The organism is Streptomyces sp. NPDC002730 (assembly GCF_042888805.1).
In the GTDB taxonomy this organism is placed as follows: Bacteria; Actinomycetota; Actinomycetes; order Streptomycetales; family Streptomycetaceae; genus Streptomyces.
This window is the reverse complement of the sequence record NZ_JBIAQG010000011.1, coordinates 178,794-201,413: the sequence shown is the minus strand read 5'-3', so window position 1 is coordinate 201,413 and position 22,620 is coordinate 178,794. Positions and strand designations below refer to the sequence as shown.

The 22,620-nt window shown below is 65.1% G+C and carries 24 protein-coding genes and 1 pseudogene; 17 read left to right on the top strand and 8 right to left on the bottom strand.

The genetic code is table 11. The features are described 5' to 3' along the window. Nucleotides 1-25 precede the first annotated feature (25 nt). The 6 genes from ACFYXH_RS27535 (at nucleotide 26) to ACFYXH_RS27510 (ending at nucleotide 9,074) form a co-directional block, all read left to right on the top strand. Nucleotides 26-1,360 carry a DNA cytosine methyltransferase gene (locus ACFYXH_RS27535; RefSeq protein ID WP_389568171.1) on the top strand — a complete coding sequence of 445 codons (1,335 nt, stop codon included), beginning with the start codon at nucleotides 26-28 and terminating at the stop codon, nucleotides 1,358-1,360. Between the two features lie 374 nt (nucleotides 1,361-1,734). Continuing rightward, on the top strand, nucleotides 1,735-4,386 hold the full coding sequence (locus ACFYXH_RS27530; protein ID WP_389568168.1) for a Z1 domain-containing protein: 2,652 nt from the start codon (nucleotides 1,735-1,737) through the stop codon (nucleotides 4,384-4,386). After that, on the top strand, nucleotides 4,383-5,417 hold the full coding sequence (locus ACFYXH_RS27525) for a PD-(D/E)XK motif protein (protein WP_389568165.1): 1,035 nt from the start codon (nucleotides 4,383-4,385) through the stop codon (nucleotides 5,415-5,417). The genes ACFYXH_RS27530 and ACFYXH_RS27525 overlap by 4 nt, the downstream gene beginning before the upstream one ends. Next, the gene (locus ACFYXH_RS27520) at nucleotides 5,414-7,381 is read left to right on the top strand and encodes a hypothetical protein (RefSeq protein WP_389568163.1); all 1,968 of its coding nucleotides are present in this window, start codon (nucleotides 5,414-5,416) and stop codon (nucleotides 7,379-7,381) included. Before ACFYXH_RS27525 ends, ACFYXH_RS27520 begins: the two co-directional genes overlap by 4 nt. 29 nt (nucleotides 7,382-7,410) lie before the next feature. Beyond that, the gene (locus ACFYXH_RS27515) at nucleotides 7,411-8,304 is read left to right on the top strand and encodes a hypothetical protein (protein ID WP_389568160.1); all 894 of its coding nucleotides are present in this window, start codon (nucleotides 7,411-7,413) and stop codon (nucleotides 8,302-8,304) included. Next, nucleotides 8,301-9,074 carry a DUF6339 family protein gene (locus ACFYXH_RS27510; RefSeq protein WP_389568156.1) on the top strand — a complete coding sequence of 258 codons (774 nt, stop codon included), beginning with the start codon at nucleotides 8,301-8,303 and terminating at the stop codon, nucleotides 9,072-9,074. Before ACFYXH_RS27515 ends, ACFYXH_RS27510 begins: the two co-directional genes overlap by 4 nt. Here the strand turns inward: ACFYXH_RS27510 and ACFYXH_RS27505 are convergent. Continuing rightward, nucleotides 9,071-9,745, bottom strand: a complete 675-nt coding sequence (locus ACFYXH_RS27505; RefSeq protein WP_389568153.1) for an ATP-binding protein — start codon at nucleotides 9,743-9,745, stop codon at nucleotides 9,071-9,073. The two genes, ACFYXH_RS27510 and ACFYXH_RS27505, sit on opposite strands and share 4 nt — an antisense overlap. Before the next feature lie 180 nt (nucleotides 9,746-9,925). Here ACFYXH_RS27505 and ACFYXH_RS27500 point away from each other — a divergent pair, with 180 nt between their 5' ends. The 3 genes from ACFYXH_RS27500 to ACFYXH_RS27490 all read left to right on the top strand — a co-directional run bounded on the left by ACFYXH_RS27500 (nucleotide 9,926) and on the right by ACFYXH_RS27490 (nucleotide 11,668). Further along, a complete protein-coding gene (locus ACFYXH_RS27500) occupies nucleotides 9,926-10,774 on the top strand; it encodes a helix-turn-helix domain-containing protein (RefSeq protein WP_389568150.1) in 849 nt (282 codons plus the stop codon). Beyond that, nucleotides 10,771-10,968, top strand: a complete 198-nt coding sequence (locus ACFYXH_RS27495; protein WP_389568147.1) for a DUF397 domain-containing protein — start codon at nucleotides 10,771-10,773, stop codon at nucleotides 10,966-10,968. Before ACFYXH_RS27500 ends, ACFYXH_RS27495 begins: the two co-directional genes overlap by 4 nt. Before the next feature lie 127 nt (nucleotides 10,969-11,095). Beyond that, nucleotides 11,096-11,668: an O-methyltransferase gene (locus ACFYXH_RS27490; protein ID WP_389568144.1), complete on the top strand. Its 573-nt coding sequence runs from the start codon at nucleotides 11,096-11,098 to the stop codon at nucleotides 11,666-11,668. Nucleotides 11,669-11,693: 25 nt separating this feature from the next. On the opposite strand, the pseudogene ACFYXH_RS27485 reads toward ACFYXH_RS27490, so the two are convergent. Beyond that, nucleotides 11,694-11,795, bottom strand: a pseudogene (locus tag ACFYXH_RS27485) (integrase); the annotation flags it as partial. A 164-nt stretch (nucleotides 11,796-11,959) separates the two neighbouring features. Beyond that, on the bottom strand, nucleotides 11,960-13,201 hold the full coding sequence (locus ACFYXH_RS27480) for a PP2C family protein-serine/threonine phosphatase (RefSeq protein ID WP_389568141.1): 1,242 nt from the start codon (nucleotides 13,199-13,201) through the stop codon (nucleotides 11,960-11,962). 487 nt (nucleotides 13,202-13,688) lie between these two features. Between ACFYXH_RS27480 and ACFYXH_RS27475 the strand changes: the two genes are divergently transcribed. Together ACFYXH_RS27475 and ACFYXH_RS27470 are read left to right on the top strand one after the other, a co-directional pair. Next, complete coding sequence (locus ACFYXH_RS27475) at nucleotides 13,689-14,894, top strand: NAD(P)/FAD-dependent oxidoreductase (RefSeq protein WP_389568138.1); 1,206 nt, start codon at nucleotides 13,689-13,691, stop codon at nucleotides 14,892-14,894. Then, on the top strand, nucleotides 14,891-15,811 hold the full coding sequence (locus tag ACFYXH_RS27470; protein WP_389568136.1) for an RNA polymerase sigma-70 factor: 921 nt from the start codon (nucleotides 14,891-14,893) through the stop codon (nucleotides 15,809-15,811). The genes ACFYXH_RS27475 and ACFYXH_RS27470 overlap by 4 nt, the downstream gene beginning before the upstream one ends. A gap of 94 nt (nucleotides 15,812-15,905) precedes the next feature. Here ACFYXH_RS27470 and ACFYXH_RS27465 read toward each other — a convergent pair whose 3' ends face one another. After that, entirely contained in the window at nucleotides 15,906-16,508 is a 603-nt protein-coding gene (locus ACFYXH_RS27465) for a DUF2867 domain-containing protein (protein WP_389568133.1), read from the bottom strand. Between the two features lie 94 nt (nucleotides 16,509-16,602). On the opposite strand from ACFYXH_RS27465, the gene ACFYXH_RS27460 reads away from it, so the two are divergent. Beyond that, nucleotides 16,603-17,163, top strand: a complete 561-nt coding sequence (locus ACFYXH_RS27460) for a TetR/AcrR family transcriptional regulator (protein WP_389568130.1) — start codon at nucleotides 16,603-16,605, stop codon at nucleotides 17,161-17,163. A gap of 45 nt (nucleotides 17,164-17,208) precedes the next feature. Here ACFYXH_RS27460 and ACFYXH_RS27455 read toward each other — a convergent pair whose 3' ends face one another. The 4 genes from ACFYXH_RS27455 to ACFYXH_RS27440 are packed head-to-tail and all read right to left on the bottom strand — an operon-like array spanning nucleotide 17,209 to nucleotide 19,602. Then, nucleotides 17,209-17,946 (bottom strand): DUF5753 domain-containing protein, encoded by a 738-nt coding sequence (locus ACFYXH_RS27455; protein ID WP_389568127.1) that lies wholly within the window; start codon nucleotides 17,944-17,946, stop codon nucleotides 17,209-17,211. Between the two features lie 45 nt (nucleotides 17,947-17,991). After that, complete coding sequence (locus ACFYXH_RS27450) at nucleotides 17,992-18,840, bottom strand: helix-turn-helix domain-containing protein (protein WP_389568124.1); 849 nt, start codon at nucleotides 18,838-18,840, stop codon at nucleotides 17,992-17,994. An 11-nt stretch (nucleotides 18,841-18,851) separates the two neighbouring features. Next, complete coding sequence (locus ACFYXH_RS27445; RefSeq protein WP_389568122.1) at nucleotides 18,852-19,376, bottom strand: DUF6879 family protein; 525 nt, start codon at nucleotides 19,374-19,376, stop codon at nucleotides 18,852-18,854. Beyond that, on the bottom strand, nucleotides 19,342-19,602 hold the full coding sequence (locus ACFYXH_RS27440) for a hypothetical protein (RefSeq protein ID WP_389568533.1): 261 nt from the start codon (nucleotides 19,600-19,602) through the stop codon (nucleotides 19,342-19,344). The genes ACFYXH_RS27445 and ACFYXH_RS27440 overlap by 35 nt, the downstream gene beginning before the upstream one ends. 197 nt (nucleotides 19,603-19,799) lie before the next feature. Between ACFYXH_RS27440 and ACFYXH_RS27435 the strand changes: the two genes are divergently transcribed. The 5 genes from ACFYXH_RS27435 to ACFYXH_RS27415 all read left to right on the top strand — a co-directional run bounded on the left by ACFYXH_RS27435 (nucleotide 19,800) and on the right by ACFYXH_RS27415 (nucleotide 22,560). Further along, complete coding sequence (locus ACFYXH_RS27435; protein WP_389568119.1) at nucleotides 19,800-19,949, top strand: hypothetical protein; 150 nt, start codon at nucleotides 19,800-19,802, stop codon at nucleotides 19,947-19,949. Next, nucleotides 19,946-20,140, top strand: a complete 195-nt coding sequence (locus ACFYXH_RS27430) for a hypothetical protein (RefSeq protein ID WP_389568116.1) — start codon at nucleotides 19,946-19,948, stop codon at nucleotides 20,138-20,140. Before ACFYXH_RS27435 ends, ACFYXH_RS27430 begins: the two co-directional genes overlap by 4 nt. Before the next feature lie 142 nt (nucleotides 20,141-20,282). Next, nucleotides 20,283-20,720: a glycine-rich domain-containing protein gene (locus tag ACFYXH_RS27425; protein WP_389568113.1), complete on the top strand. Its 438-nt coding sequence runs from the start codon at nucleotides 20,283-20,285 to the stop codon at nucleotides 20,718-20,720. 70 nt (nucleotides 20,721-20,790) lie between these two features. Beyond that, nucleotides 20,791-21,165, top strand: a complete 375-nt coding sequence (locus ACFYXH_RS27420; protein WP_389568111.1) for a hypothetical protein — start codon at nucleotides 20,791-20,793, stop codon at nucleotides 21,163-21,165. Nucleotides 21,166-21,357: 192 nt separating this feature from the next. Beyond that, the gene (locus ACFYXH_RS27415; protein ID WP_389568108.1) at nucleotides 21,358-22,560 is read left to right on the top strand and encodes an RCC1 domain-containing protein; all 1,203 of its coding nucleotides are present in this window, start codon (nucleotides 21,358-21,360) and stop codon (nucleotides 22,558-22,560) included. Nucleotides 22,561-22,620: the final 60 nt, after the last annotated feature.

The following is a 22,620-nucleotide window of genomic DNA, read 5'->3' as shown; positions in this document are numbered from 1 at the left end:
GTTCCGGCCGGCTACACTCCTCGCCATGAACGCCGAACACACCAGTGAACCCATTCGTATTGCGGATCTGTTCGCTGGGTGCGGCGGCTTCACGCAGGGTTTCTACTCCTTCCGCCCTCAGGGAAAAGAGCAGCAGGAGGAGCCCTTCTTCAAGTCGGTCCTCGCCATCGAGAAGGACAAGAGCGCCGCTTCCACATACGCGGCGAATTTTGCTACTGGAATCGATGACAAGAAACACGTGCACACCGAGAACATCGAGCACTGGAACCCTTCAGAGGATGAGATCTCTGCAGACGTCGTGCTGGGTGGACCCCCTTGCCAGGGATTCTCCGGACTTGGCAAGGGAGATCCCGACGACCCGCGCAACAAGCTCTGGCGCCACTACGTCAGAATTGTCAGCGAAGTAATTCGACCAAAAGTCTTCGTCATCGAGAACGTCGACCGTTTTCTGCGATCTGCAGAATTCCTCGATCTCGTCAGAGAGACGCAACCTGGTGGGAAGCTGGAAGAATATCAGCTGCTGGATCCGCCTGACGCTCCAAAGCCAGGCGAACCTCTGCTCAACAGGCAGCAATACCTGCTGAACGCTGCGGACTACGGCGTGCCCCAGGCTCGCCGTCGCACCATCATCATCGGCGTCCGCAAGGATGTCTCCAAGCTGGAAAAGCTCCAATATCCCGAGCCGACGCACGTGAAGCCACGCAGGAATCGGCGCACAGCAGAAGAGGAAGACGCTCTCTTCCCGGAGGAGTCGATCGATCCTCTGAGCGGCAGGAAGTACTGGGAACCCGTAGACCCCGTCTTCACCCGGTCGTCGCGCATGGATCTGGCCGATGACCTCCCAGGGGCCGACAGGGGATACTTCCTGACGAATGAGCTTCACATCAGGCGCAATCCTGAGGAATTGTCAATCGCTCGATACATGGCGATTCCCGAGGGGGGCAACAGGAAGGACCTTACTGGCGTCTACTACAAGGTAGACAGTCGCAACCGCATCCGCCTCTCCAATGACCCCAATGACCCGGATTACAGTCGCGTAAGGGGGCCTGAGACATACCTGTCAACCCCGTCCTGGGACGACCATAATTCCGGAACCGGGGACGTGATGGGGAGGCTCCGCAAAGACGAACCGTCGGTCACCATTCGTACAGAATTCTACAAGCCGGAGAAGGGTAGATACCTTCACCCTGTCGAGGATCGCCCGCTCACCCTTTTCGAGGGAGCACTTATCCAGGGTTTTCCCGAGGGATTCAAATGGTGCGGCTCAAAGACGCAGATCGGGGCACAGATCGGCAATGCGGTACCGATCGGACTCGGGCGGGAGATCGCTCGCGTGATCTATGAAGCGTTGCGCGGTTGAACTGAGCATCTCTGCAAGGAATTTGGCCGTCGGCTACTGCCGGCGGCCAATGTGCGTTCAACGAGATGCGGGCGACAGAGCCTCGACTTGCCCTGACGAGCCAAACGGACTCGCGCATTTGATCAGGGCTCACTCACCCGGCGCCATCGCCGGAGCGAGCGACGTGCGTCCAGGGTGAAAGAAGGAGTGCGGGGAGCTGCGCGACGTGCGCCCCACGGGGCCGCGCGCCAGCCGAGCTTGTCACGCACCCGGAGGCCTTCCCTCCAAGGCCTGGCTCTCCACAGCGCAGTCTCAATATCATCCTCTCTCGTCAGCCTTCATCGAGTCGGCATCCCGGGCGTCCCCCGCAACGGCTCCGATCATGAGGAGCCCTCATGGAAGATCCGCGCATCGAGGCAGCCTGGAACCGATTTCAGAAGCGCCTCGACGCCGCCCTGCCCCATGAGGTGACCCAGGAGCTGCGTGACCTGTTCGTACCGGACAGCGTGATCGAGGAGCTTCTCCGACGGCACGATGTGGAGACCACGCGCATCGCCAGTCTCCGGGAGCCTCTGGCGCTCGGGCGTGAGAACGTTCTTCCCTGGTACACGGGACCTCGGGTCGAGGACAAGAACTGGCCAGCCTTTGAGAGCATCCTGCGACGCGGCCTCGGCGCCGACTCCGCCCACAAGATCGACGAGGCGTCCACTCGGGTAGTCGCGATGCTCGATCACCCGGCCACGCCGACTTTCAGATCACGCGGCCTGGTGGTCGGGCATGTGCAGTCCGGTAAGACGAGCAACTTCACGGGCGTCGTCTGCAAGGCTGCCGACCGGGGTTATCGCATGTTCATCGTGCTGTCCGGGATCCACAACGCCCTGCGCCGCCAAACCCAAGCGCGGCTCATCCGTGACGTCGTGAATCCAAATCCACCCTTGTGGCACCAAATCACGAGCCCGGAACGGGACTTCGTCCCTCCGCCGAATGCTCAGTCCTTCCTGGCCTCGAGGGACCAGAGGATCCTGTTGGTCGTCAAGAAGAACGCCGTCGTGCTACGCAAGCTGCGCGACTGGTTGGAGCAGGCTCAGGACCAGCTGGGTAACTGCCCCACTCTCATCATCGACGACGAGGCAGATCAGGCCACACTGGCGACGCGGAAGATCAACCCCCTCATCAGGGACGTGATCACCCGACTCCCGAAGGTCTGTTACGTGGGCTATACAGCCACCCCGTTCGCCAACCTCCTGAGCGATCCGCTGGATCACGATGACTTCTACCCTCGGGACTTCATCCTGAGCCTTCCGCGAGGAAAGGAGTACCAGGGACCGGAAACGCTCTTCGGACGTCACCCGCTCGATTGGGAAGACCCGTCCGAAGTACCCGGCGGTCTCGACATGATCAGGGAAATCTCGGACGACGAGCTCGATGACCTACGACCGAAGAAGCAATCGGGTGCTGCAGGCTTCGAGCCGCTGGTGACCGAGTCACTTCGCCGGGCTGTGCTCTGGTTCTGGCTCGCCACTGCTGCTCGACACGTGCGAGGCCAGCAGGACCAGCACTCCTCCATGCTGGTCCATGCACACTCGGACACCCGCGTGCACGATTCCTATGAAGCCCCCCTCGTGGAACTTCAGGACGAGGTGATCTCCGGCCTTGCGCGTGATGACCACTCACTGACCGAGGAACTGCGAACTCTCTGGCAGGACGAGTCTTCGCGGGTCGATGCCGCTGAATTCTCCAATCCGCGCGCATCTTTTGGTGCCGTATTGGAACATCTGGGCAACGCTGTCGAAACTACCAAGATCGTGATGGATCATTATCGAAGCACCGATCGACTCGACTACGACTCCGGCCCCGTCAACGTCATCGCTGTTGGAGGAAACACCCTCTCTAGAGGGCTGACGCTCGAAGGACTTGTCGTCAGTTTCTTTGTGCGATCCTCGAACGTCTACGACACGCTCCTCCAGATGGGTCGCTGGTTCGGTTACCGACCCGGCTATGAGGATCTCCCCAGGATCTTTATGCCTGACGAGACCCGAGAGTGGTTCATACATCTCGCAACGGTTGAGGAGGAGATGCGCAGGGAGATCGACCGCTATCTTGTAGAACACAAGTCCCCCCTCGATCTGGCCGTGCGCATTCGTTGTCACCCGAAGATGCGGGTGACAGCCCCGTCGAAGGCCGGCGCGGCGGTCCGAACAGCGGCGTCCTACGGAGGGCAACTTGTCGAGACCCGCTACTTCCCTTGCCGTCCAAGCGATGATGGTTGGCATGCGGGAAACACAGACGCCGTTCAGGGTTTCCTGAGTGCGTCCGCCGCCACTGGTCGTCCGGATCGGAGGGTAAAGCCCGGACGAGCTCTATGGCGCGAAGTTCCCCTCGATAAGGTTCTGGACTTCATCGCCTCATATCGATTCCACCCCAAGTCGGTTGATGCCTCCGCCGAGCTCATGACGAAGTACATCAGGCAGCGCAACACTTCGGGAGCCCTCGCCTACTGGAACGTAGGTGTCATTGGGAACGAGGTCAGTGACGATTCGAAGACGGTATCGCTCCCGGACGGTGCCGTTGTGGCCACGGTGACGCGTACACGCCTCGCAGCTACACCAAAGGACGAAACAGCCCCGGTCGCCAATATCAAGACGCTTACCGGTTCCCGCGACGAAGCCTTGGACCTGGACCTTGCTGGGGTCGAGGGGTCCGTGAACCGAACACGACTGCAAGAACTGCGAGTTGGACAGCAGCCCGAAAAAGGCCTGATCCTTCTCTATCCAATCGACGCAAAGTCCGAAGTACCTGTTCGCAATTCACATGGCGCGCAGCAGGCAGTGCGAGGCCGTGCTCCATTGAATGCCCCCGGCGACGTCATCTGGGGTGTCGCTGTCGTGTTCCCCCGCCCGAGCAAGGCAGGGAGCGATCTGGCCGTCGAGTACGACTATGTCGCGGCGGATCTGCGCCAAGTCTTTCCCTCCGCAGGTGAGGACGAGTCCGAAGATCTGTCTGTCCTCGACCAGGACCTCGACAGCGACGCAGAGGCGAGCCGATGAGCGTGCCCTCGGACATACCCGCTGCCTCGGCTCAGCTAAGAGAGACCTTGGAACTCCTGTGGGCCAGGCTCGACAGAGAGTCCCAGCCCGTGCCCACGTCCCCCATGCTCTCGGCCGAACTCAAGATCACCACCCCTGACGGATGCCTGCGACTGGGCCGGGATGTCGATGGCGGCAGGCACCTGCTGGTTCCAATCGGAGCCACTCAGAGACTGGACGACGACCGACGCAGCGCCGGTGTACATCTCACCAGTCGAGTTCTACTGGTCGACGACATGCCGGTGCGCTTCGCCGACTTGCACTGCCGGCGAGGAGACCTCTCCGGCGTTTTCACGGGACTCGTCGCCGATGTATGTGCCAGGGTCGCCGTCGAACCAGAGGCATCCCCATTCCGCCTGGCTCAGACTCTGAACTCGTGGCGGCTGTTGCTGGGCGGACAAGCGGAACGTTGGACCGTTCCGCGCCTGGCCGGGCTGTTCGCCGAACTCACCGTGCTGGATCAGCTACTGGAGATAAGCCCTGCAGCCGTCGAGGCTTGGCAGGGGCCGACAGGCTCTGCCCAGGACTTCCGAACTGCTCGCCATGCAATTGAGGTCAAGGCGTCAGCTTCGGCAGGTGACCGTATCGTACGCATCCACGGTGCTGATCAGCTGGAAGCCCCCGAGAACGGGCCCCTCCACCTCGCTTGGTTCCGTATCTCGGTTTCATCCGGTCAGTCATCCAGATCGGTCCTCGACCTCATCAGGTCGTGCCGGTCGAAGGCGAGCGCTGTCGAGACATTGGACGCACGGGTCGCGACCCTCGGGATCGCCGGGACGGCGGACAGTGTCGTCGCGGATACTCGATTCGAACCAACTGAGGAGCGCTGGTACGAGGTGGACGCAGGCTTCCCCCGAATCGTCCCCGCCTGTTTCATCGAGGGCGCTGTACCCGTTGGAGTCGGGGGGCTGGAGTATCTCGTCGACCTCGACAACGTGCCCGCCCGGGCTGACAGAGTCGCGGCTCTCAACGGATTGGCGACCGACCTTTGAACACGGCTACCTGGTACTCCCAACCCTTCCGTGCTGACGGTGGTATCACCGCCGACGGATTGCTCGGCCAGTTGGGCAGGCCGCAGCTGTCGCGGCTGACGATCCTCGTTCGGGAGGCCGCTCAAAACTCCTGGGACGCACGGTGCAGCGACCAGCCTGTCGTACGGTTTCGACTCGACCTGAGCGCGGTGGGAGCCGCGCACATGGGCGAGTGGCGTCGATTGTTCTCAAATGCCTTACCCCAAAGCGGCGACACTGACAACGCGTTCAGGAAGCTTTCTCAGGCACCGTCGATTCGCTACCTGGCCGTCTCCGACCGAGGCACCAAGGGACTGGGAGGCCCAACACGTTCCGACGCCGGACACAGTTCCCGACGCGAATGGCTTCGATTCGTTTTGAATAGCGGGGACCGAGAGGATGGCCAGCAGCCCACCAAGTCGGGCGGCACCTTCGGTTATGGCAAGGGAGCGTTCTTCCTCACATCAAAAGTGGGATGCGTTTTTGTCTACACCCGCTTCCGCGATGAAGACGACACACTGCATTCCCGTTTCATCGGCGCAGCCATCCGTAAAGCCTTCTGGCACAACGAGGCCCAGTACACGGGACGTCATTGGTGGGGCAGTCCTGACGCATCGCACTGCGAGCCACTGCACGACGCGGCGGCGGACGATACGGCGCGACGGCTCGGACTTCCTGAGTTCAGCGGACAGGACACGGGCACAACTTTGATCATCGTGGATCCTGATCTCACAGATCCGACACTGCCGGACTCCGAAGTGGCCCAGGAGATGGACATCCAGGACACCGGCACATATTTGGCGGAGGCCGCCGCCTGGAATCTCTGGCCGATCATGCTGGTGGAACGAGAAACCCGGATGGAAATAGCGGTCACGGCCCACGGCATCGATATCCCGGTCCCAAGTCCTCTCAATGACGCTGCGCTTGCTTTCTTCGCTGATTCCTATCGTAGGACGGTGGAAGGTCGAGGTGAGATCCTCAGCTGCTTGAGGCCGAAGAAGGAGCTGGGCGACTTCGCCTACGAGTACACCTACGGAGCGACGGTGACCTCTCCCGCAGCTCGCGATCTGGGAATCGAGGGAGCGCCTCACCACATCTGCCTGATTCGAGGGCCAGAGCTGGTGACCAGATACTTCCCGGGGCCTGAGCGCCCCAATCCGCATGTCGGTTACGCGGGCACCTTCAAGGTCTCGGACGAACTCGATCCGATCTTCGCGCGCTCGGAGCCCCCCACGCATGATGCCTGGGCCTACCAACAGCTCAAGGGCCATGAATCGACATTCGTTCGAACCCTCGCGCGTCGACTCAGAGAACGCTGTGAGGCCATCAGCGGAGCCACGAACAAGAAGGCATTCAAGATCGGGGAGTACGCCGTGGGCTCCGTCGCGCAGCGTCTTGGTCACCTCCTCGCCGGCCCCGGGGGCACAGGGGCCGCGATCGTCGAGGTCTCTCCGCGACCCGGTCAGACCTACACTCCCGCACACTCGCCGGAGGCCGCTGACAGCAACGAAGGAGATCAGCACTCCTTTGCGAGCGGGACGGCGTGGGACGAATCACGTACGACAGGTTCCGGGATCCAGACTGGAGACATGGCCGCACCTGCAAGTCCTGGCGCTCGTACCACTGCGCCCCGAAGGCCGACTCTCGTCTCCACTCCACGCTATGAGGTAGTCGCAGGCCACCCGGTTGTGGTGCAGCCAGTCAGACTGCACGGCTCAGGCCGAAACGAGGGTCATGTGAAAGTCGTGACTGGCGAGGGTGGCACAGAGAACACCTCCCCGATCGGCGCCACCGAACCAGAGATTCTCGGTTGGCGGACCGCGGACGGCCAGATCGTCCCGGGTGGAATTCTCTACAACTCCGAAGGTGTCACCGAAGTCGAGCTTCTGGTGATCGCCGTCCCGGACGCGGTACTCGACATCAACGTTACGGGGCAGCACAGATGAGCGTGCAGGCCTGGCCTTACCTTCGGCCTTTGAACCGCGTCGAGGCCGAGCCCTGGCGAAGCGACGAGGCGGCGGGGCAGCTTCTGCCTGCTGCCCTCAAGACTTGGGACTACAGCACTGATCTCACTCTCACACGCATCGTGCACCTAGATCTTTCCGGGATCCGAGAGGACTGCAGGCTGCCAGACAGCACGAGGCTCAGGCTGTGTGTTCGGTACTGGCCGTCCACATCCCGCCTGCGGTATTCGGCTTTCCAAGCACTGCTTTCCACCCGGACCCCGCAGAACGTGACGGTTGTGGAGATGACTGTGCCGGGAGCCGACCTTGGCGGCCTCCTCACCGTCGAGACGATCGTCGAGCTGGCCGAAGACATTCAGTCAGACGATCCATTCGTCCCTCGCAGAGCGGGCTCCATTCTCTGGAACGATCAGGTGACAGTCCACCTGGAGGGTGCTGCCGGCCTGCTCCCAACCGCTCCTGTGTCCTTCTCGGAAGCGGGACTTCCTTCAGGAGCCACCTGGTACGTCAGCATGGACGGCGGAGACTGGCAGCAGGCAGCAATGGGCAGCCTGCTCGTGCTACTCAACACTGACAATCCGAGCGTCCGGAAGGCACTCGACGTCGAGAACGACGAGGCCACGACTTTGCTCTGGGACGCACTGGGCATCGACATTGTGACCGACCTCGTGGGGCGGGCACTCGATGACGACGCATTCGACGAGCATCAGGACGAGGTGGACGCCGACGGAGATCTGACAATGGCGGGCCTCGTTCGGTCGCTCGTGCGTACCTATCTCGCGCAGCCAACTGAGCTCCCCGCCTTGGCGATCAAGCGACTCCGCGACGAGCGCAGAGGCGATCCTTCGAAGTACCGCGCACAGGTCCAGACGGGCGTTGGCTTTCCAAGAGGGGCGGTCCGATGAGCGTCTTGTACCCGAGGCTCCTGCCGGGAGAGGCCAACAAACTGTTCACCGAACTCCATGACCGGGAAGTCGGCACGCATCACAGAATGGTTGCCAACCATTCGACGCGCGCTGTGTACGCGGCCACTGGCGGCAGGAGAGTACAAAGGGTCGAACTGGACGATCTGCGACAGGCGATTGTGTCGGCCGCCCAGGACCAGGGTTTTCCGCGGCCGCCCGGAACGGCTCAGCTAAACGCCTTCGATCAGCACACTGCTCGGATCCTCCACGAGCAAAGCTTTATGGTGCCCGGCGAGGCGGCTCAGCGACAGGTGTGGGCTTTCTTCGCACTGGTGTTGCTACCCGACATATCGGTTTGGCGGTGGCCCACCAAGGGGGACGGAAAGTACCAGCCAGAGCGATTCAAAGGCATGGATCTCACCCGTCATGCTTTTGCCCGCCTCTGGACACGGGCGCACGTTCTGCACGAACCCCAAGCGCCGGAGCCGTACGGGCTTCTGGGAGTGCTGGGAGAATCCGACCTCGACCAAATCATGACGAGGCGCGGCTCCGTCGCGGCATCTCCGGCGCTGGTCCGCGCAGTTGTGCGGGGTGAAAGGGATGAGCAACACTTCGGCCCTAAGGGCCTCGCTTCACGCAAAGTCCTTCGCGAGAGCCTCATGCGCCTATTGCGGTTGACCGCATTCCTCGACGTCGACTCACTCTCGGAGGCGGATCTCAATCATCTCGTCCGCATGCTGAGGCTTGAAGCCAAGACGGCCCTGAGCTAGGCCTCGTCGCCCCGACGGACATTCGTAGGGAACTCGGCTTCAAAGTGCCGCTGAGCCCGGTCCAGGGCCTCGTCCGGGTCCCGCCCGTGGGCCCGGAGCCAGTGGAGGAGGTCGGCGATCAAATCGATCGCCGCCTCCTCCGCAACGGCCATACTCAGACGGCTCGAGTTGGTCGGCCGCGCGTGGCGAGCGGTGCCGTAGAGAGCTAGGTACTCCTCGGCATGCGTTACTCGCGGGCCGCCGGTATGGCCGTTCGGCCCGGTGAGGTCCGTGGCCAACTCGCACCACACCACCTTGGAATCCGACCGGAGGATCACACCCCAGCGATCGGTGACCGCGTCGACGAGGGCCATTCCCCGACCCGCCTCCGCCTCGCACTCTGCGTTGAGCAAGGTGGGCAATGCTCGCGTGTCCGGGTCGTACACCTCGATGCGGAGATACGTACCGCTCATGGAGACAGCGAGTGTCGTGGGCGTGCCGGCGCCCACATGACGGATGACGTTCGAGGTCAACTCCGTAACGCAGATCTGCGCGGATTCGACCAGTTCGGGCAACCCCCACAGCGTCAGATGCAGCTTCAACACCCTTCGTAGACCCGCGACTTCGCTCGGCTCGGCCGAGAAGGGCAAATCCCACGGCTTCCGCCTGACGCAATCCTCGCCGTAGTTCACTTCGATCCGCCTCCCAAGCACTTCTCGGCGCACTGCGTGACCGGCTGTCACTCCCAGTGAAAGGATTGCAGCGCCAATCCCTTCGTGCAACGTGCACGGCGGGAATCCCTCCATCGGGTGATTGGTCTTTCTCGGTGCTTCCGATGAGATGGAACATCCGCTACAACACGAGGAGTTGGCATGGCAGGCTCCCCCACCGCTCGCCGCCGTCGGTTGGCGATCGAGCTCAAGAAGCTCCGCGAAGACCACGGCTTCACCTGCATTCACGTGGGCAAGGAGCTGGACTGGAGCAGCTCAAAGGTCAACCGCATGGAGACCGGCCAGGGCCGCGTTCAGCCGTCCGACGTGGACGCCCTCTGTCGCTTTTACGGGACCTCGGACGAACTTCGAGATCTCTTGAAGTCCTTGGCCAAGGAGTCGAAGACAAAGGGCTGGTGGCACGCCCATGGGGACGCCGTCCCCGGCTGGTTCTCCGTGTACGTCGGCCTGGAGCAGGCCGCTTCAACCCTCCGTAGCTACCAGGGGGAGTTCATTCCGGGGCTGCTGCAGACTCCCGAGTACGCGACCGAGCTCAGCCGCGCCTGGGTCGACCACACTGCAGAGGGCATTGCGCGCATGGTCGACGTACGAATGCGGCGCCAGGAGCTTCTGACCTGCGACAACGCTCCGGACCTCTGGGCCGTCGTGCATCAGAGCGCACTCATGCATGTCGTCGGAAATCGTCAGGTCATGACCGGCCAGCTCGAACGTATGCTGGAAGTCACGAAGTTGAGGAACGTGACGGTCCAGGTCCTGCCCTTCGATGCCGGGGCCTATCCGACCACGGGCCCCTTCACCGTCCTCGGCTTCCCGGAACAGGAGGACCCCGACATGGTGTACCGGGAAGGACTGACCGACTCCGTCTATCTCGAGCACCCCACCGACGTGACCCTCTACGCGGAGGCGTTCGACCACCTCAGGGCGCTTGCCCTGAGCCCCCAGCGATCGGCTGTGCTGATCAAGAGAGTTCTGGAGGAGCACCCCAGATGACGCTGCCCCCAACCACCAGGTGGCGCAAGAGCAGTTACAGCAACGGCATGGGCGGCGAATGCGTCGAGGTCGCCGCGTCCGCACAGCACGTATCCGTGCGGGACTCCAAAGTCCCGCACGGCGCGCGACTCGACCTTCTACCGGGCGCCTGGGGGGAATTCGTGGACGCCCTGCGCGAGGGACGCCTCAGCTAGGCGGGCCCAGGCTCACCGCCGGTCTGGCCCTCGTCATGCCCGTCGATGGTACGCCGGGTCCGGACAGGCGAAACTTCGTGCGGACGCCTCTGCTGGCGGATAGCGTCATGGTCACGGTGAAGGGGGCGTGATCATGGCAGAACGTGCGGTTCCGCCTCGCGTGGTGGCCGCAGAGCGTGTCGCCTCCGAGGCCGGATTCAAGAAGAGTTGCATCCCTGAAGTGGGCAGGCTGCTCAGGCTGGCCGCTGCTGCGAAGCCCCACGGAATCATTGCGGAGAGCGGCACCGGCTCGGGAGTGGGCACCGCCTGGCTGCACAGTGGCCTTAGTGCCGGTGCACGCCTGGTTACCGTAGAGCGTGACGAGGAGCTGGCCCGTCGAGCGGCCAGTGTCTTCGCGGACGACAAGCGCGTCAGCGTTCTCACTGGGGACTGGCGGCTGCTTGAGCAGCATGCCCCCTTCGACGTCTTTTTCTGCGACGGCGGGGGCAAGCGTGACGACCCGCAGGGGGTCGTCGAACAGCTCGCTCCCGGTGGCCTTCTCATCCTGGACGACTTCACCCCCTCGCCCCACTGGCCGCCTCGCTTCGAAGGCGAAGTGGACGAGCTCCGCCTGTTCTACCTCACTCATCCAGCCCTGGATGCCACTGAAATACTCACAACACCAGCCAGTTCAGCGGTTGTTGCGGCACGCCGTCTCTAGCCAAGAAGGCTTGCAGGGTTCTTGATCACGCCGCGAGGGCCGGTCTGCCGCCCCAGCGGATGCCCCTCTCGCTGCGGATGCGGACACGCTCACGCCGTTGGGCCGCGAGGACGTCGGGGTGGCGGGCGCACTCGGGCGTCCGGGGCAATTCAGAGCGTCGATGGCCTTCACGATCAGCGCCGGCCGTGGTCAGGGGCGCACCGGCGGACAGTCAGTGGCGAGTGCGCACCGCGGTAGACCCGGCAGCGGTCTGCGTGCCGGCGATTTGTCCATGGTGGTGCGGCTGTCGGCTCACTCCAGGACGGCGAGGTGGTCGGCGGCGCCTCCGCGCCACTCGATCAGGAAGAGGGTCGCGTCGTCGCTGGTGCTCCCGCCCCGTTGCTGCTTCAGCGTGTGGGAGAGCGAGCGCACCACCGCCCGAACTCCCTTCTCTTCGGGCTCGATACGGTTGACCCAGCTGATGAGTTGTTCCTCGCCGAACGGCTCTTCGCCGGCTTGGTGCTCCTCGATCAGGCCGTCGGTGAAGCACAGCACCCGGTCGCCGCGTTCCAGCATCTGTTCGCTGATCCGGGGCTCTTCACCGCCGAAGCCCACCGGCAACGTGGTCGGGCCCTGAAGTTGCCCGACGACCTGGTGGTTGCGGATCAGCAGCGGTGCAGGGTGGCCCGCGTTGACCCACTGCAGGTGGCCCGTCGTGACGTTCAGGCGCATCATCTGCGCGGTGACGAAGTGGTCGGGCCCGAACTGCCCGGCGATGGCCCGGTCCATGAACGTGTAGATCTCGGACAGACCGATGGCGGCACGTCTGGCGTGCCGGTAGGCGCCGACGGCGACGGTCGCCATCGTGGCGGAGTCCAGACCATGGCCCATCGCATCGACCATGGCCACGTGCAGGATGTCGTCGTTGAGGGCGTAGTCGAAGCTGTCGCCGCCGACGTTGTAGGCGGGCTCCAGGATTCCGGCCACCGCGACCTGCGGGACAGACATCGCCAGCGGCGGCAGCAGGGACCACTGGATCTCCGCAGCCACGCTCATCGGTTCGCGGCGCCGGGCCAGGAAGAACTGGTCGGTGTAGCTGTGCTTGGTGACCAGTATGTCGGCGACCAGGCCGGCGAGCCTGCGCAGCAGGCGCCGGTCGTCGTCATCGACGGTGTCCAGGGTGAGGGCCATTACTCCCACCTGGTCGCTGCCGTCCAGCAGCGGCAGGTACATCCGGACGCCGCCGGCCTGCGCTACCTCGACAGGGGTCGCGTACAGGAAGGCCGCGCCGGCGGGAGAGTCACCGATCGGCTCAGGCTCGCCGACCGTCAGCCGCCGACCCGGCAACGGCACCAGCAGCAGCTGCGCATAGTCCTGCAGCAGGATCGAAAGTTCGCGGCCACCGACCCTGGCCACCTCTTCGGCGATCAGCGGGGCGATCAGCTGCGGCGGCATCTCGTGTGCCCGGTCCAACAGCACCCCCAGCAGCCGCTCACCGAACCCTTCCGACCGGTCCAACATGCCCTTGTCAGGCCGCCGCTCACCTTCTGCCATAGCCGCACCCTTGCACCGGCGTCTTCAAAGTCTCGGCCACCGTGTCCTGCTCACCTCGTGCCGCGGACCCAGCTCCCGCCCCGACACGCTCGGGTCCATCCGGCGGTCCCGGCGGATCCGCTCGACCCGCTCACGTGATCTGTACACACGGCTCCTGACACGACCGTGATCAACCCGCACAGAGTGACGCGGCTGACCAGCCCTGAGAGCCCATTACGCCAAACGCGGCATGTCACACACGGTCAGGACAGTTGGCTCTCCATCGCGTTGTGCACCAAATCTCTCCCGGAGCGGCGCCGCACTTCGGGGGCCGTCCGATAGCCGGCCGGCACCAAGGCCCCGGACACGTATCGCCGGTTCCTGGTTGGCGGTGCGGATCGGGGGCCGCCATGAAGTCGACTGTGTCGCCCGTCACATCGGTTCCATGTCACGAACGGGGGGTCAGCTTGCATCTGGTGGTCGTCAGCAAGAGGAGAGAGGCGGAACGATGAGCGCACAGAACGGAACGGGCCCGGCGACGACCCACCGTGTTCTGGTCCTGGGGGCGGGGTACGCGGGTATGTCCGCAGCGATCCAGCTCGCGGCTCGGGTCGGGCGGCATCAGGATGTGCAGGTGACCTTGGTGAATCCGCAGGAGCGGTTCACCGAGCGGCTGCGGCTGCATATGACGGCGACCAGGCAGCAGCTCGCCGAGATGAGCATCCCGGAGCTGCTGGAGGGTACGGGTGCGCAGTTCGTGCGCGGCTGGGTCACGGCGGTGGATGCGAACGTGAAGACCGTGCGGATCGAGGACGACCGGGTACTGCGCTACGACACGCTGGTGTACGGGTTGGGCAGCGTGGCCGACACGGCGGCCGTGCCGGGCGTCGAGGATCATGCCTACACCCTGAACAGCGCCCAGGACGCCGAGTTGCTGGCCGAACGGTTGGCGCGGTTGGGCAGTGGCACGGTGGTGGTCGGTGGCAGCGGGTTGACCGGCATCGAGGCGGCCGCGGAGATCGCCGAGCGGCACCCGGAGCTCGACGTCGTCCTGGTGGGCCGGCAGGAACCCGGTGCGACCATGAACCCCAAGGCCAAGGCGTATCTGCAATCCGCGCTCCGGCGCCTGGGTGTCCAGATGCGCAGCGGGAGCGAGGTGGTGAAGGTGCTGCCCGCTTCGGTCGAGCTGGCAGGCGGGGAGAACATCGCCGCCGATGCCGTCTTGTGGACAAGTGGTACGCGGGTGTCGCCGCTGGCTGCCGCCGCCGGCCTGAGCGTCGACGATCGAGGTCGCATCGTCACCGACGATTCACTTCGGTCGGTGTCCCACCCCGACGTGTACGCCGTGGGCGATGCGGCCGCGATCCGCCAGGGCTACGGCATCATGCACGGCACCTGCCAGGGCGGCATGCCGACCGGTGTGCATGCCGCTGTGTCGATCGCCCGCACGCTGAAGGGCAAGCAGCCCAAGCCGTTCCGCTTCGGCTACTACCACACGCCGGTGAGCCTGGGGCGGCATGACGCGGTCGTTCAGTTCACCCACCCCGACGACACCCCCAGGCGGGTGCACCTGACCGGCCGCAAGGCGGCCTGGTACAAGGAGACGGTGACTGCCTCACCCTGGCCGACATTCGGCCGTATGAAGAAGATGCCCTCCTCGGGAGCGTTCTGGCCCCGCGGCGGCCGCTTCACCCGGGTCCGGGACGCGCGATGACCCACCCGTACCCGGACCCCGGCCAGCAGGTGTTCAACGACCATCGCAATCTGCTGTTCTCGGTGGCGTACCGCATCCTCGGCACCGCAGTCGATGCCGAGGACGCAGTACAGGACGCCTGGATCAAATGGTCGGCCGCCGACCGCTCGCAGGTGGCCGAACCCAAGGCGTATCTGACGCGGATCGTGTCAAATCTGGCGATGGAACGGCTGCGCTCCACCCGGCACAAGCGTGAGACCTACGTCGGGCCTTGGCTTCCGGAGCCCATTCTCACCATCGCCGACACCGCCGACGCCGTCACGAACGCCGAGTCGGTGTCGATGGCGATGCTGGTGGTGCTGGAGTCGCTGAGCCCGCTCGAGCGCGCGGTGTTCGTACTGAAGGAGGTCTTCGGCTTCAACCACGCCGAGATCGCCGAGGCGGTGGAGCGTTCCGAGCCCGCGGTGCGGCAGGCCGTGCACCGTGCTCGCGAGCACGTGCAGGCCCGGCGGCCACGCTTCACCGTGGACCGGTCGCGGCAGAGCGAGGTCACCGAGCGGTTCCTCGACGCCGCAACCGGTGGTGACATCAACACCCTCATGGAGCTGCTGTCCCCGGACGTCACCCTGTGGACCGACGGCGGCGGCAAGGTCCGGCAAGCCCTGCGCCCGGTTGTGGGCGCACAGACGGTGGCCGCCTGGTTCGCAGCCATCGGCACCGTCACCTACCAGGGTGTCGACCCCGCCGACATGAACGCCGATCTGGTCGAAATCAACGGCGGTCCAGGCATGGTGTTCAGCGGTTCGGGCCGCGTGATCGCCACTGTCACCTTCGATTTCGACGCCGATGGCCGCATCATCACGATCCACAACGTCGCCAACCCCGACAAACTCCGGGTCATTGCTGGTGGCAGACCTCGCGACCTCGGCACGCACTGAGACCTCCACTCCATCGGGACGGTGATCCGGCTCTGGCTGCGTTCGTGAACCACCTGCCGGAGATGCGCCACGCGTCGGCTGAGGACGGAGCCGGTCAGTGCACGCTCCGCCCGGCGGCGTTCGCCTGCCACTCGCGGCCGATGGAGCGGATCAGCGCCGGGTACACCCCGATGTACCGGAAGGGCTTGATGGCGGCCATGTAGAGGGTGCCGAACAGCCCGTTCGGCTTCACCAGGACGGCCATCTGGCCGCGGTAGCCGCCGGACCCGTCCGGGACCCAGCCGATGTGCATCACCGCGTGCACGGTCTTGTTGCCCATCTCGGCGGTCCACTCGTCGTCCCTCTGATAGAGGGAGGTGAACGGGGACGAGCCGAGGTCGGGACCTTGGGGGCCCTCGCGAAGGTCCGCGGGCAACCGGTCGCGCAGCGAAGGCAGCCGGGTGCTGATGCCGGTACCGGGCTTGTCCCAGCCGAGCAGTGCTCCGAGCTTCCAGCGGACGGCGAAGAGCACGCGGGAGACGGGACCATCTCCGCTCACCCCGCTCCTGATTCCTTCGGCGAACTGGCGCACCAGCCACACAAGGTCGTCGGGTCCGCCGGGGGTGGGCAGTGCCCACACGTCCTCGACCGTGAAGTCGTCGGCGATCTCGTGGATCCGCCAGGGGCGGTCGGTGTGGGCGGTTCGGGGAAGTCGCATGAGCAGGCCCCTATCTATACGGTGGCGTATAGATCGAGCGTAGACCCACTATGCGCCCCCGTATACTCGGCAGGGACGTGAGGAGGCACACACCATGGGCGCGACCCGCACGCCACGCGGCAAGTGGATCGAGGAAGGCTTGCGGGCACTGGTCGCAGGCGGCCCCGAAGCCGTCCGGATCGAGGCACTGGCGCAGGCACTCGGCGTCAGCAAGGGTGGCTTCTACGGGTACTTCCGCAACCGGGGCGCGCTGCTCACCGAAATGCTCGACACCTGGGAGTACGAGGTCGCCGAGAGCGTGATCGAGCAGGTTGAGAGCGGCGGGGGAGACGCCAGGGCCAGACTGGAGCGGCTGTTCGCCATCGCCGCCGCCACCACCGACGGGCCGGTGCGGGGCACCACCGCCGATATTGCGATCCGCGACTGGGCCCGCCGCGACGCGGCCGTCGCCGAGCGCCTGCGCCGCGTCGACAACCGCCGTATGGACTACCTGCGTTCCCTGTTCTCCTCCTTCTGCCCCGACGAGGACGAGGTCGAGGTCCGCTGCCTGCTCGCCGTCTCGGTGCGCATCGGCAACCACTTCAACGCCGCCGACAACGGCAAGCGCAGCCGCGCGGAAGTGATGGAGCTGATCAGGCAGCGGCTGCTGGAGTAGCCGCCCCCACGTTCGGGTAGGAGGGGTGCATTCGTGCGTCCGGGGTCAGTTCAGAGCGTCGATGGCCTTCACGATCAGCGCCCGTGCCGCCTGCCCGTACACGGCCATGCTCCGCAGCTCTTCGAAGGCCTTCAGATACAAGGCGATCTCGGTCGGCTGCGTGATGTCCACCTGCGCCGACAGCAGCTCCACCGACACGAGGGTGTCGTCGTACATGTGGAACGTCTCCTGCGGCCAGATCCGGCGTTGCCGGGTGGCCATCGGGATCACGCCGAGGGACACAGACGGCAGAGCACCCGCTGAGAGGAGGTAGCTCAGCTGCGCGGCCATCGCGTCCGCGTCGCTGAGCTGGTAGTGCAGAGCGGCTTCCTCAACCAGGAGAACGAACCGGTGTCCCTGCTCGTGGATGACGCCGGAACGCTCGACTCTGGCAGCAGCCGCCTCGGCCCCGTCATTGGGGATCTCGCGGAAGTCGGCGATGGTGCTCAGTACCGCAGCTGCGTAGCCCTCGGTCTGCAAAAGGCCGGGGACCAGCGTCGACGAGTAGACGCGGAACAGCTGGGTGTTGTGAAACAACTCCACGTAGCTGTACTGGAGTTGCTTCAGCCCGCTGCGCACCTGGTGGCGCCACTCGCTATAGATCGACTCTGCGTTGAGGGGCTGGGCGATTTCGCGGGCAGCCTGCGCCGAGATGGGCATGCCTGTCCGTTCCTTCCTGCTGGTGGATCGGGTACTGGTCGTGGGGGACCGGGCGCGTCCACACAGCCTCAAAGGCTTCGGCACACAGTTTCGCGGCGGCCAGGTCGTCGTCCTCGTCGAAGATGTCTGTCAGGTCAGAGCCTCGATGGCTTTCACTATCAGCGCCCGTGCCTCCGCTCCGTATACCGCCTGCTGGTGCAGCTCCCCGAACGCCTTCAGGTACTGGACAACCTCGTCCGGCGCGGTGATCTTCACGGAGGCCGACAACGGCTCATGGTGTACCCGCTCGTCGTCGAAGACTGTGAACGTCTCGATGGGCCACATGGAGCGCTCTGCACCGGCCGGGATGACGCCCAGCGACACGGACGGCAGATCCATCACCGAAAGCAGTGAGCCGAGTTGGCCGGCCATCATTCCGGCATCTCCGATGCGGTAGCGCAAGACCGCTTCCTCGATGACGATCGCGAAGCGCCGATTCCCTTGCCGGACGAGACGTGAGCGATCCATACGTGCGTTGACGGCTTCGGCCACGTCGTCCGGGAGGCCGCGGAAGGTGGCGATGGCCTGCAGCAGCGCCGTGGCGTAGCCGGGCGTCTGCAGGAAGCCGGGCACCACGTTGGAGCAGTAGACCTTGAGGTGTTTGGTCCGCTTGTACAGCGGAAGGTTTGCCTGCTGGAGCCGCTTGAGCCCGGTGCGCTGAAGCCGCCTCCACTGGACGTACATGGAGTCGGCTTGCCGGTTCGCCGCAACGAGGTCGGGTGCCTGCCCGTCGGCTCCGCAGGCGAGGCACCACAACCTGATGTCCGTATCGGACGGTGGCGTCTTGGCGCTCTCGATGCGCGACGACTTCGACTCGTGCCATCCGCACCGAGCCGCCAGCTCCCGCTTGGTGATGCCCGCGTCCAGCCGTACCTCCCGCAGCCGCTCGGCAAGCGCGGCGCGTGCGGATTGCACGCTGGACGACGCGGACTCGGTCATGTGTCTGCGGACTATCGGATCCGGTATTGATCGTGCGGGGTTGCGCGATCCCAGACGGATTCGAACGCGGCGGCGCAGAGCTTCAGTATGGCCGGGGCCTCAGTGAGTTCGTCTTCCACCACGGCGCCGTCGCCGTCGAAGTGGTGGACCCGAAGCAGAGCGCCGTCGAAGAGCCAGAAGTCATTCCCAGGAAGGGCAATGTCTGTGGCCAGCCGACGTGGCAGCCAGCGCACTTGCTCGCCTGCGGTGACGTTGGCAGTCGTGACGTAGTGCTCCCACTGGATGTATTCGCTCACAGGCTCGGAGACGATACGAGCCCGCCGGATGACGACGCCGCGGGCGACAGCGTCTGCAATCGTCTGGTCGTAGGGATGCCACCACGTCGCCCGGTCCTCCCAGTCGATGCGGTCTCCGCGCCGCCAGGCTTCGAAGCGCTCGTTGTCGGCGTAGCTGTCGCGCATTTCAAGGTGCGCGGCGGACGTGTGACAGCTGGCCAGCAGCTCAGCGAAGCTCGGGGTTTCCCCGCTCGATCGCATCGCACGCCTTCCTGATCATCGGCACCATGCGCACCGGAATCCTGATGATGGCCTCAGTCTCCGGCACGGACCCGTTCGCCGGGCTGGTCGCCTCGCATTCAGCAACTGTTCCGGCGTCAGGCTTCCAGCCCTGGAAAAGCAGTTCCTGCTTCTCTTCGTCGGCCCACACTGTCGGGCAGTGATCGCGGTCTGTATCTGGATCGATGCCGATGAACCGCAACGCCACGTCGACCTCCAACGCCTGGTTGCGTGCTCGGACTTGCATCACTTTCAGGCTATTGCCACAGACCGTCAAGGTCGCGAACCGGCCAGATACAGGTCAGATCCATTGCTGTGCAAGTTGGTGCAGGTTTATGGCGGACGCAGGGGCGCGATTCCTACCGTCGGCATCAGAGCTGATCGCCGACGAGGGGCCAGGCCGTGATGACGTTGAAGGTGTACCGCGTGGACGCCGCGACCCGCCGTCGGCGCGAGACCTACAGGCTGACGATCCCGACGGGCGACCCCGAGCGGCTCCCGGATTCCCTCGCCCTCCCGCCGTGCGCCTGTCCCCGCTGCAGGGTCGCCCAGTGACCGCGTCCACGGCCGACCCGCGCCTGCTGCCCGCGGCCGGAGATCTGAGTTGGGAGCAGTACGCAGGACGAGCCTGCGTCTGGTGCGGCAAGCCGTTGACCGTCGGCGCGCGCAGTGTCGGCACAGCACGCGGCCGGGAAGGCGTCCACGTCCTCGACATCGAGGTGTACGCGGGCCCGTGCTGCCCGTAGTCAGCAACACCTGAGCTCCGCCTCGGCCGACGACTCCGGCCAGGAACCCCGGCCAAGGCGGTGGCGGGACCCCCTGAGGGGCCCGCGTGCACGACGGCGTGAGGGGAGGCCTCGCGCCGAGGACGCACCCAAGGAGCATCACATGACCGCTCTCGCAACAGAACAGATCACCGGCCGCCAGCTCGTCGACGCCGAGCTCTTCGAACGGCTCGTCACCTTCCTCGAGTTCGAGGAGGAGATGGACCGGCCCCAGGCCGAACGCGTGATGGACCAGGCGCTCGCCTTCATCGACATGGCCGGGCATCGCAGCGACGTACCGCTGTCCCCGTCGCGGAAGGTCGACCCGGGCCGGCACGCCTTCATCCTGCACAGCCAGGAGTACGCCGACTTCTGTCACCGCCGGTTCGGCACGTTCCTGCACCACAACCCGCTCAAGGGCCGGCGCCTGCGCGACGGCATCGCCATCAGGCGCACCGTCCAGGCCATCGCGGAAATGGGTTACGTCGTCGACCACGAACTGTGGGGCACCGCCGCGGACTGCAATCCGCCCTCCTGCTGCGGCGACGGCGACGGCTGCTGAGCCGATCCCCCGCGCGGCCCGTCTCCCCCAGCGGGCCGCGCACCCTCGAGCGCAGAACGGAAAACCGCCCGTGGCCACCCTGCTCTCCGCACGCAGCCGCCTCACCGTCTTCCCGCTGGAGGGCCTGACCCTCGCGTACACCACACAGTCGAGCGACTCCCGCAGCCTCGGCGACATCGCCATCGTCGGCGTCATCGAGTCGGACAGCGCGACCGGCGACCACCTGTGGCGACTGGCCGCGAGCATGTACACCAATCCGCCCACCGGCCAGACACAGGCCCGGTGGATCCTCACCCAATGCACCAGGGCCCGCACCGTCAAAGCACCCACCTACCGCGACCTGCCAGACGCCAAGTGGACTGCCGACCTGATGCGCGAGCTGCACCTCGACGCCCTCTTCGCCAATCACGCCATCCTGCGCACGGGTCGTCTCACCATCGAGTGACGGCACGAGCAGTCCGCCGGCCCCGCCCGCCGCGGCGACGTCACCCAAACGCGAACGGGCCAAGTGGGTGAGGCTGTTTCATCGCCGTGTCGACAGGCACGTTCCCGCCGTCTCGTCACTCATGGTGTGCGAGTACGAGCACCGTGCCGCGGGGACGGCGGGGCGGGACGCGCCCAATGCATGGAGGAACTCATGACGAACGCGCACTCCAGACAGCACCGTGTCCCCAAGGGGCGGGTCCTGGCCGGTCTGCTTGCGCTGCTGGTAGCGCTGACCACAGGGGCGCTGACGACGCCGGCTGCCCTCGCCGCCGACCCCAGCGGCGCTCACTGTCCCCCGCGGACGGGCGTCCGCGCCATCGCAGCCGGCGGGTCCCACAGTCTCGCCCTGCTGTCCAACGGCACCGCCAGAGCCTGGGGAGACAACCAGTACGGCGGCCTCGGCAACGGCACCTACGAGAACGAAAGCAACACACCCGTCACCGTCACCGGACTGACCCACGCCCGCGCCGTCGACGCCGGCACAGCCCACAGTCTCGCCCTGCTGTCCAACGGCACCGTGAAAGCCTGGGGATTCAACGAAGACGGCGAGCTCGGCGAGTTCAACGATGTCGCCAGCAGCAAGCCCGTCACCGTCACCGGGCTCACCCGCGTCCGCGCCATCGCCGCCGGTGACTTCCACAATCTGGCCCTGCTGTCCAACGGCACCGTCAAAGCATGGGGAGACAACGAATTGGGCCAACTCGGCAACGGCGCCAACACCGACAGTGGCAAGCCCGTCACCGTCACCGGACTGACCCACGTCCGCGCCATCGCCGCCGGTAGAATCCACAGTCTGGCCCTGCTGTCCAACGGCACCGTCAAAGCCTGGGGCGCCAACGATCGCGGCCAACTCGGCAACGGCACCAACACCGACAGCAGTACACCCGTCACCGTCGCCGGGCTGACCCACGTCCGCGCCATCGCCGCCGGCGACCGGCACAGTCTGGCCCTGCTGTCCAACGGCACTGTCAAAGCGTGGGGTTACAACGAATCCGGCGAACTCGGCAACGGCACCAACACCAGCACCAACAAACCCGTCACCGTCGCCGGGCTGACCCATGTCCGCACCATCGACGCCGGTGGCCACAGTCTGGCCCGGCTGTCCAACAACACCGTCAAGGCCTGGGGAGCCAACAGCAGCGGCCAACTCGGCAACGGCACCAACACGAGCACGAACAAACCCGTCACCGTCACCGGACTGACTCACGTCCGCGCCATCGCCGCCGGTTGGACCCACAGTCTCGCCCTGCTGTCCAATACCGTCAAAGCCTGGGGATACAACGGCAGCGGCCAACTCGGCAACGGCACCAACACCAGCACCAACAAACCCGTCGATGTGAAGGATCTGCCCTGAGTAGGGTCGGGGACTGGAAGCGGAGCGGACGCCACCGCGGGAGTCCCCGACCCTGCCGGC

Coding starts and splice junctions, on each gene's coding strand:
- ACFYXH_RS27535 (WP_389568171.1), top strand. CDS start 26: ATGAACGCCGAACACACCAGTGAACCCATTCGTATTGCGGATCTGTTC.
- ACFYXH_RS27530 (WP_389568168.1), top strand. CDS start 1,735: ATGGAAGATCCGCGCATCGAGGCAGCCTGGAACCGATTTCAGAAGCGC.
- ACFYXH_RS27525 (WP_389568165.1), top strand. CDS start 4,383: ATGAGCGTGCCCTCGGACATACCCGCTGCCTCGGCTCAGCTAAGAGAG.
- ACFYXH_RS27510 (WP_389568156.1), top strand. CDS start 8,301: ATGAGCGTCTTGTACCCGAGGCTCCTGCCGGGAGAGGCCAACAAACTG.
- ACFYXH_RS27500 (WP_389568150.1), top strand. CDS start 9,926: ATGGCAGGCTCCCCCACCGCTCGCCGCCGTCGGTTGGCGATCGAGCTC.
- ACFYXH_RS27495 (WP_389568147.1), top strand. CDS start 10,771: ATGACGCTGCCCCCAACCACCAGGTGGCGCAAGAGCAGTTACAGCAAC.
- ACFYXH_RS27480 (WP_389568141.1), bottom strand. CDS start 13,201: ATGGCAGAAGGTGAGCGGCGGCCTGACAAGGGCATGTTGGACCGGTCG.
- ACFYXH_RS27475 (WP_389568138.1), top strand. CDS start 13,689: ATGAGCGCACAGAACGGAACGGGCCCGGCGACGACCCACCGTGTTCTG.
- ACFYXH_RS27470 (WP_389568136.1), top strand. CDS start 14,891: ATGACCCACCCGTACCCGGACCCCGGCCAGCAGGTGTTCAACGACCAT.
- ACFYXH_RS27465 (WP_389568133.1), bottom strand. CDS start 16,508: ATGCGACTTCCCCGAACCGCCCACACCGACCGCCCCTGGCGGATCCAC.
- ACFYXH_RS27460 (WP_389568130.1), top strand. CDS start 16,603: ATGGGCGCGACCCGCACGCCACGCGGCAAGTGGATCGAGGAAGGCTTG.
- ACFYXH_RS27450 (WP_389568124.1), bottom strand. CDS start 18,840: ATGACCGAGTCCGCGTCGTCCAGCGTGCAATCCGCACGCGCCGCGCTT.
- ACFYXH_RS27445 (WP_389568122.1), bottom strand. CDS start 19,376: ATGCGATCGAGCGGGGAAACCCCGAGCTTCGCTGAGCTGCTGGCCAGC.
- ACFYXH_RS27435 (WP_389568119.1), top strand. CDS start 19,800: ATGACGTTGAAGGTGTACCGCGTGGACGCCGCGACCCGCCGTCGGCGC.
- ACFYXH_RS27425 (WP_389568113.1), top strand. CDS start 20,283: ATGACCGCTCTCGCAACAGAACAGATCACCGGCCGCCAGCTCGTCGAC.
- ACFYXH_RS27415 (WP_389568108.1), top strand. CDS start 21,358: ATGACGAACGCGCACTCCAGACAGCACCGTGTCCCCAAGGGGCGGGTC.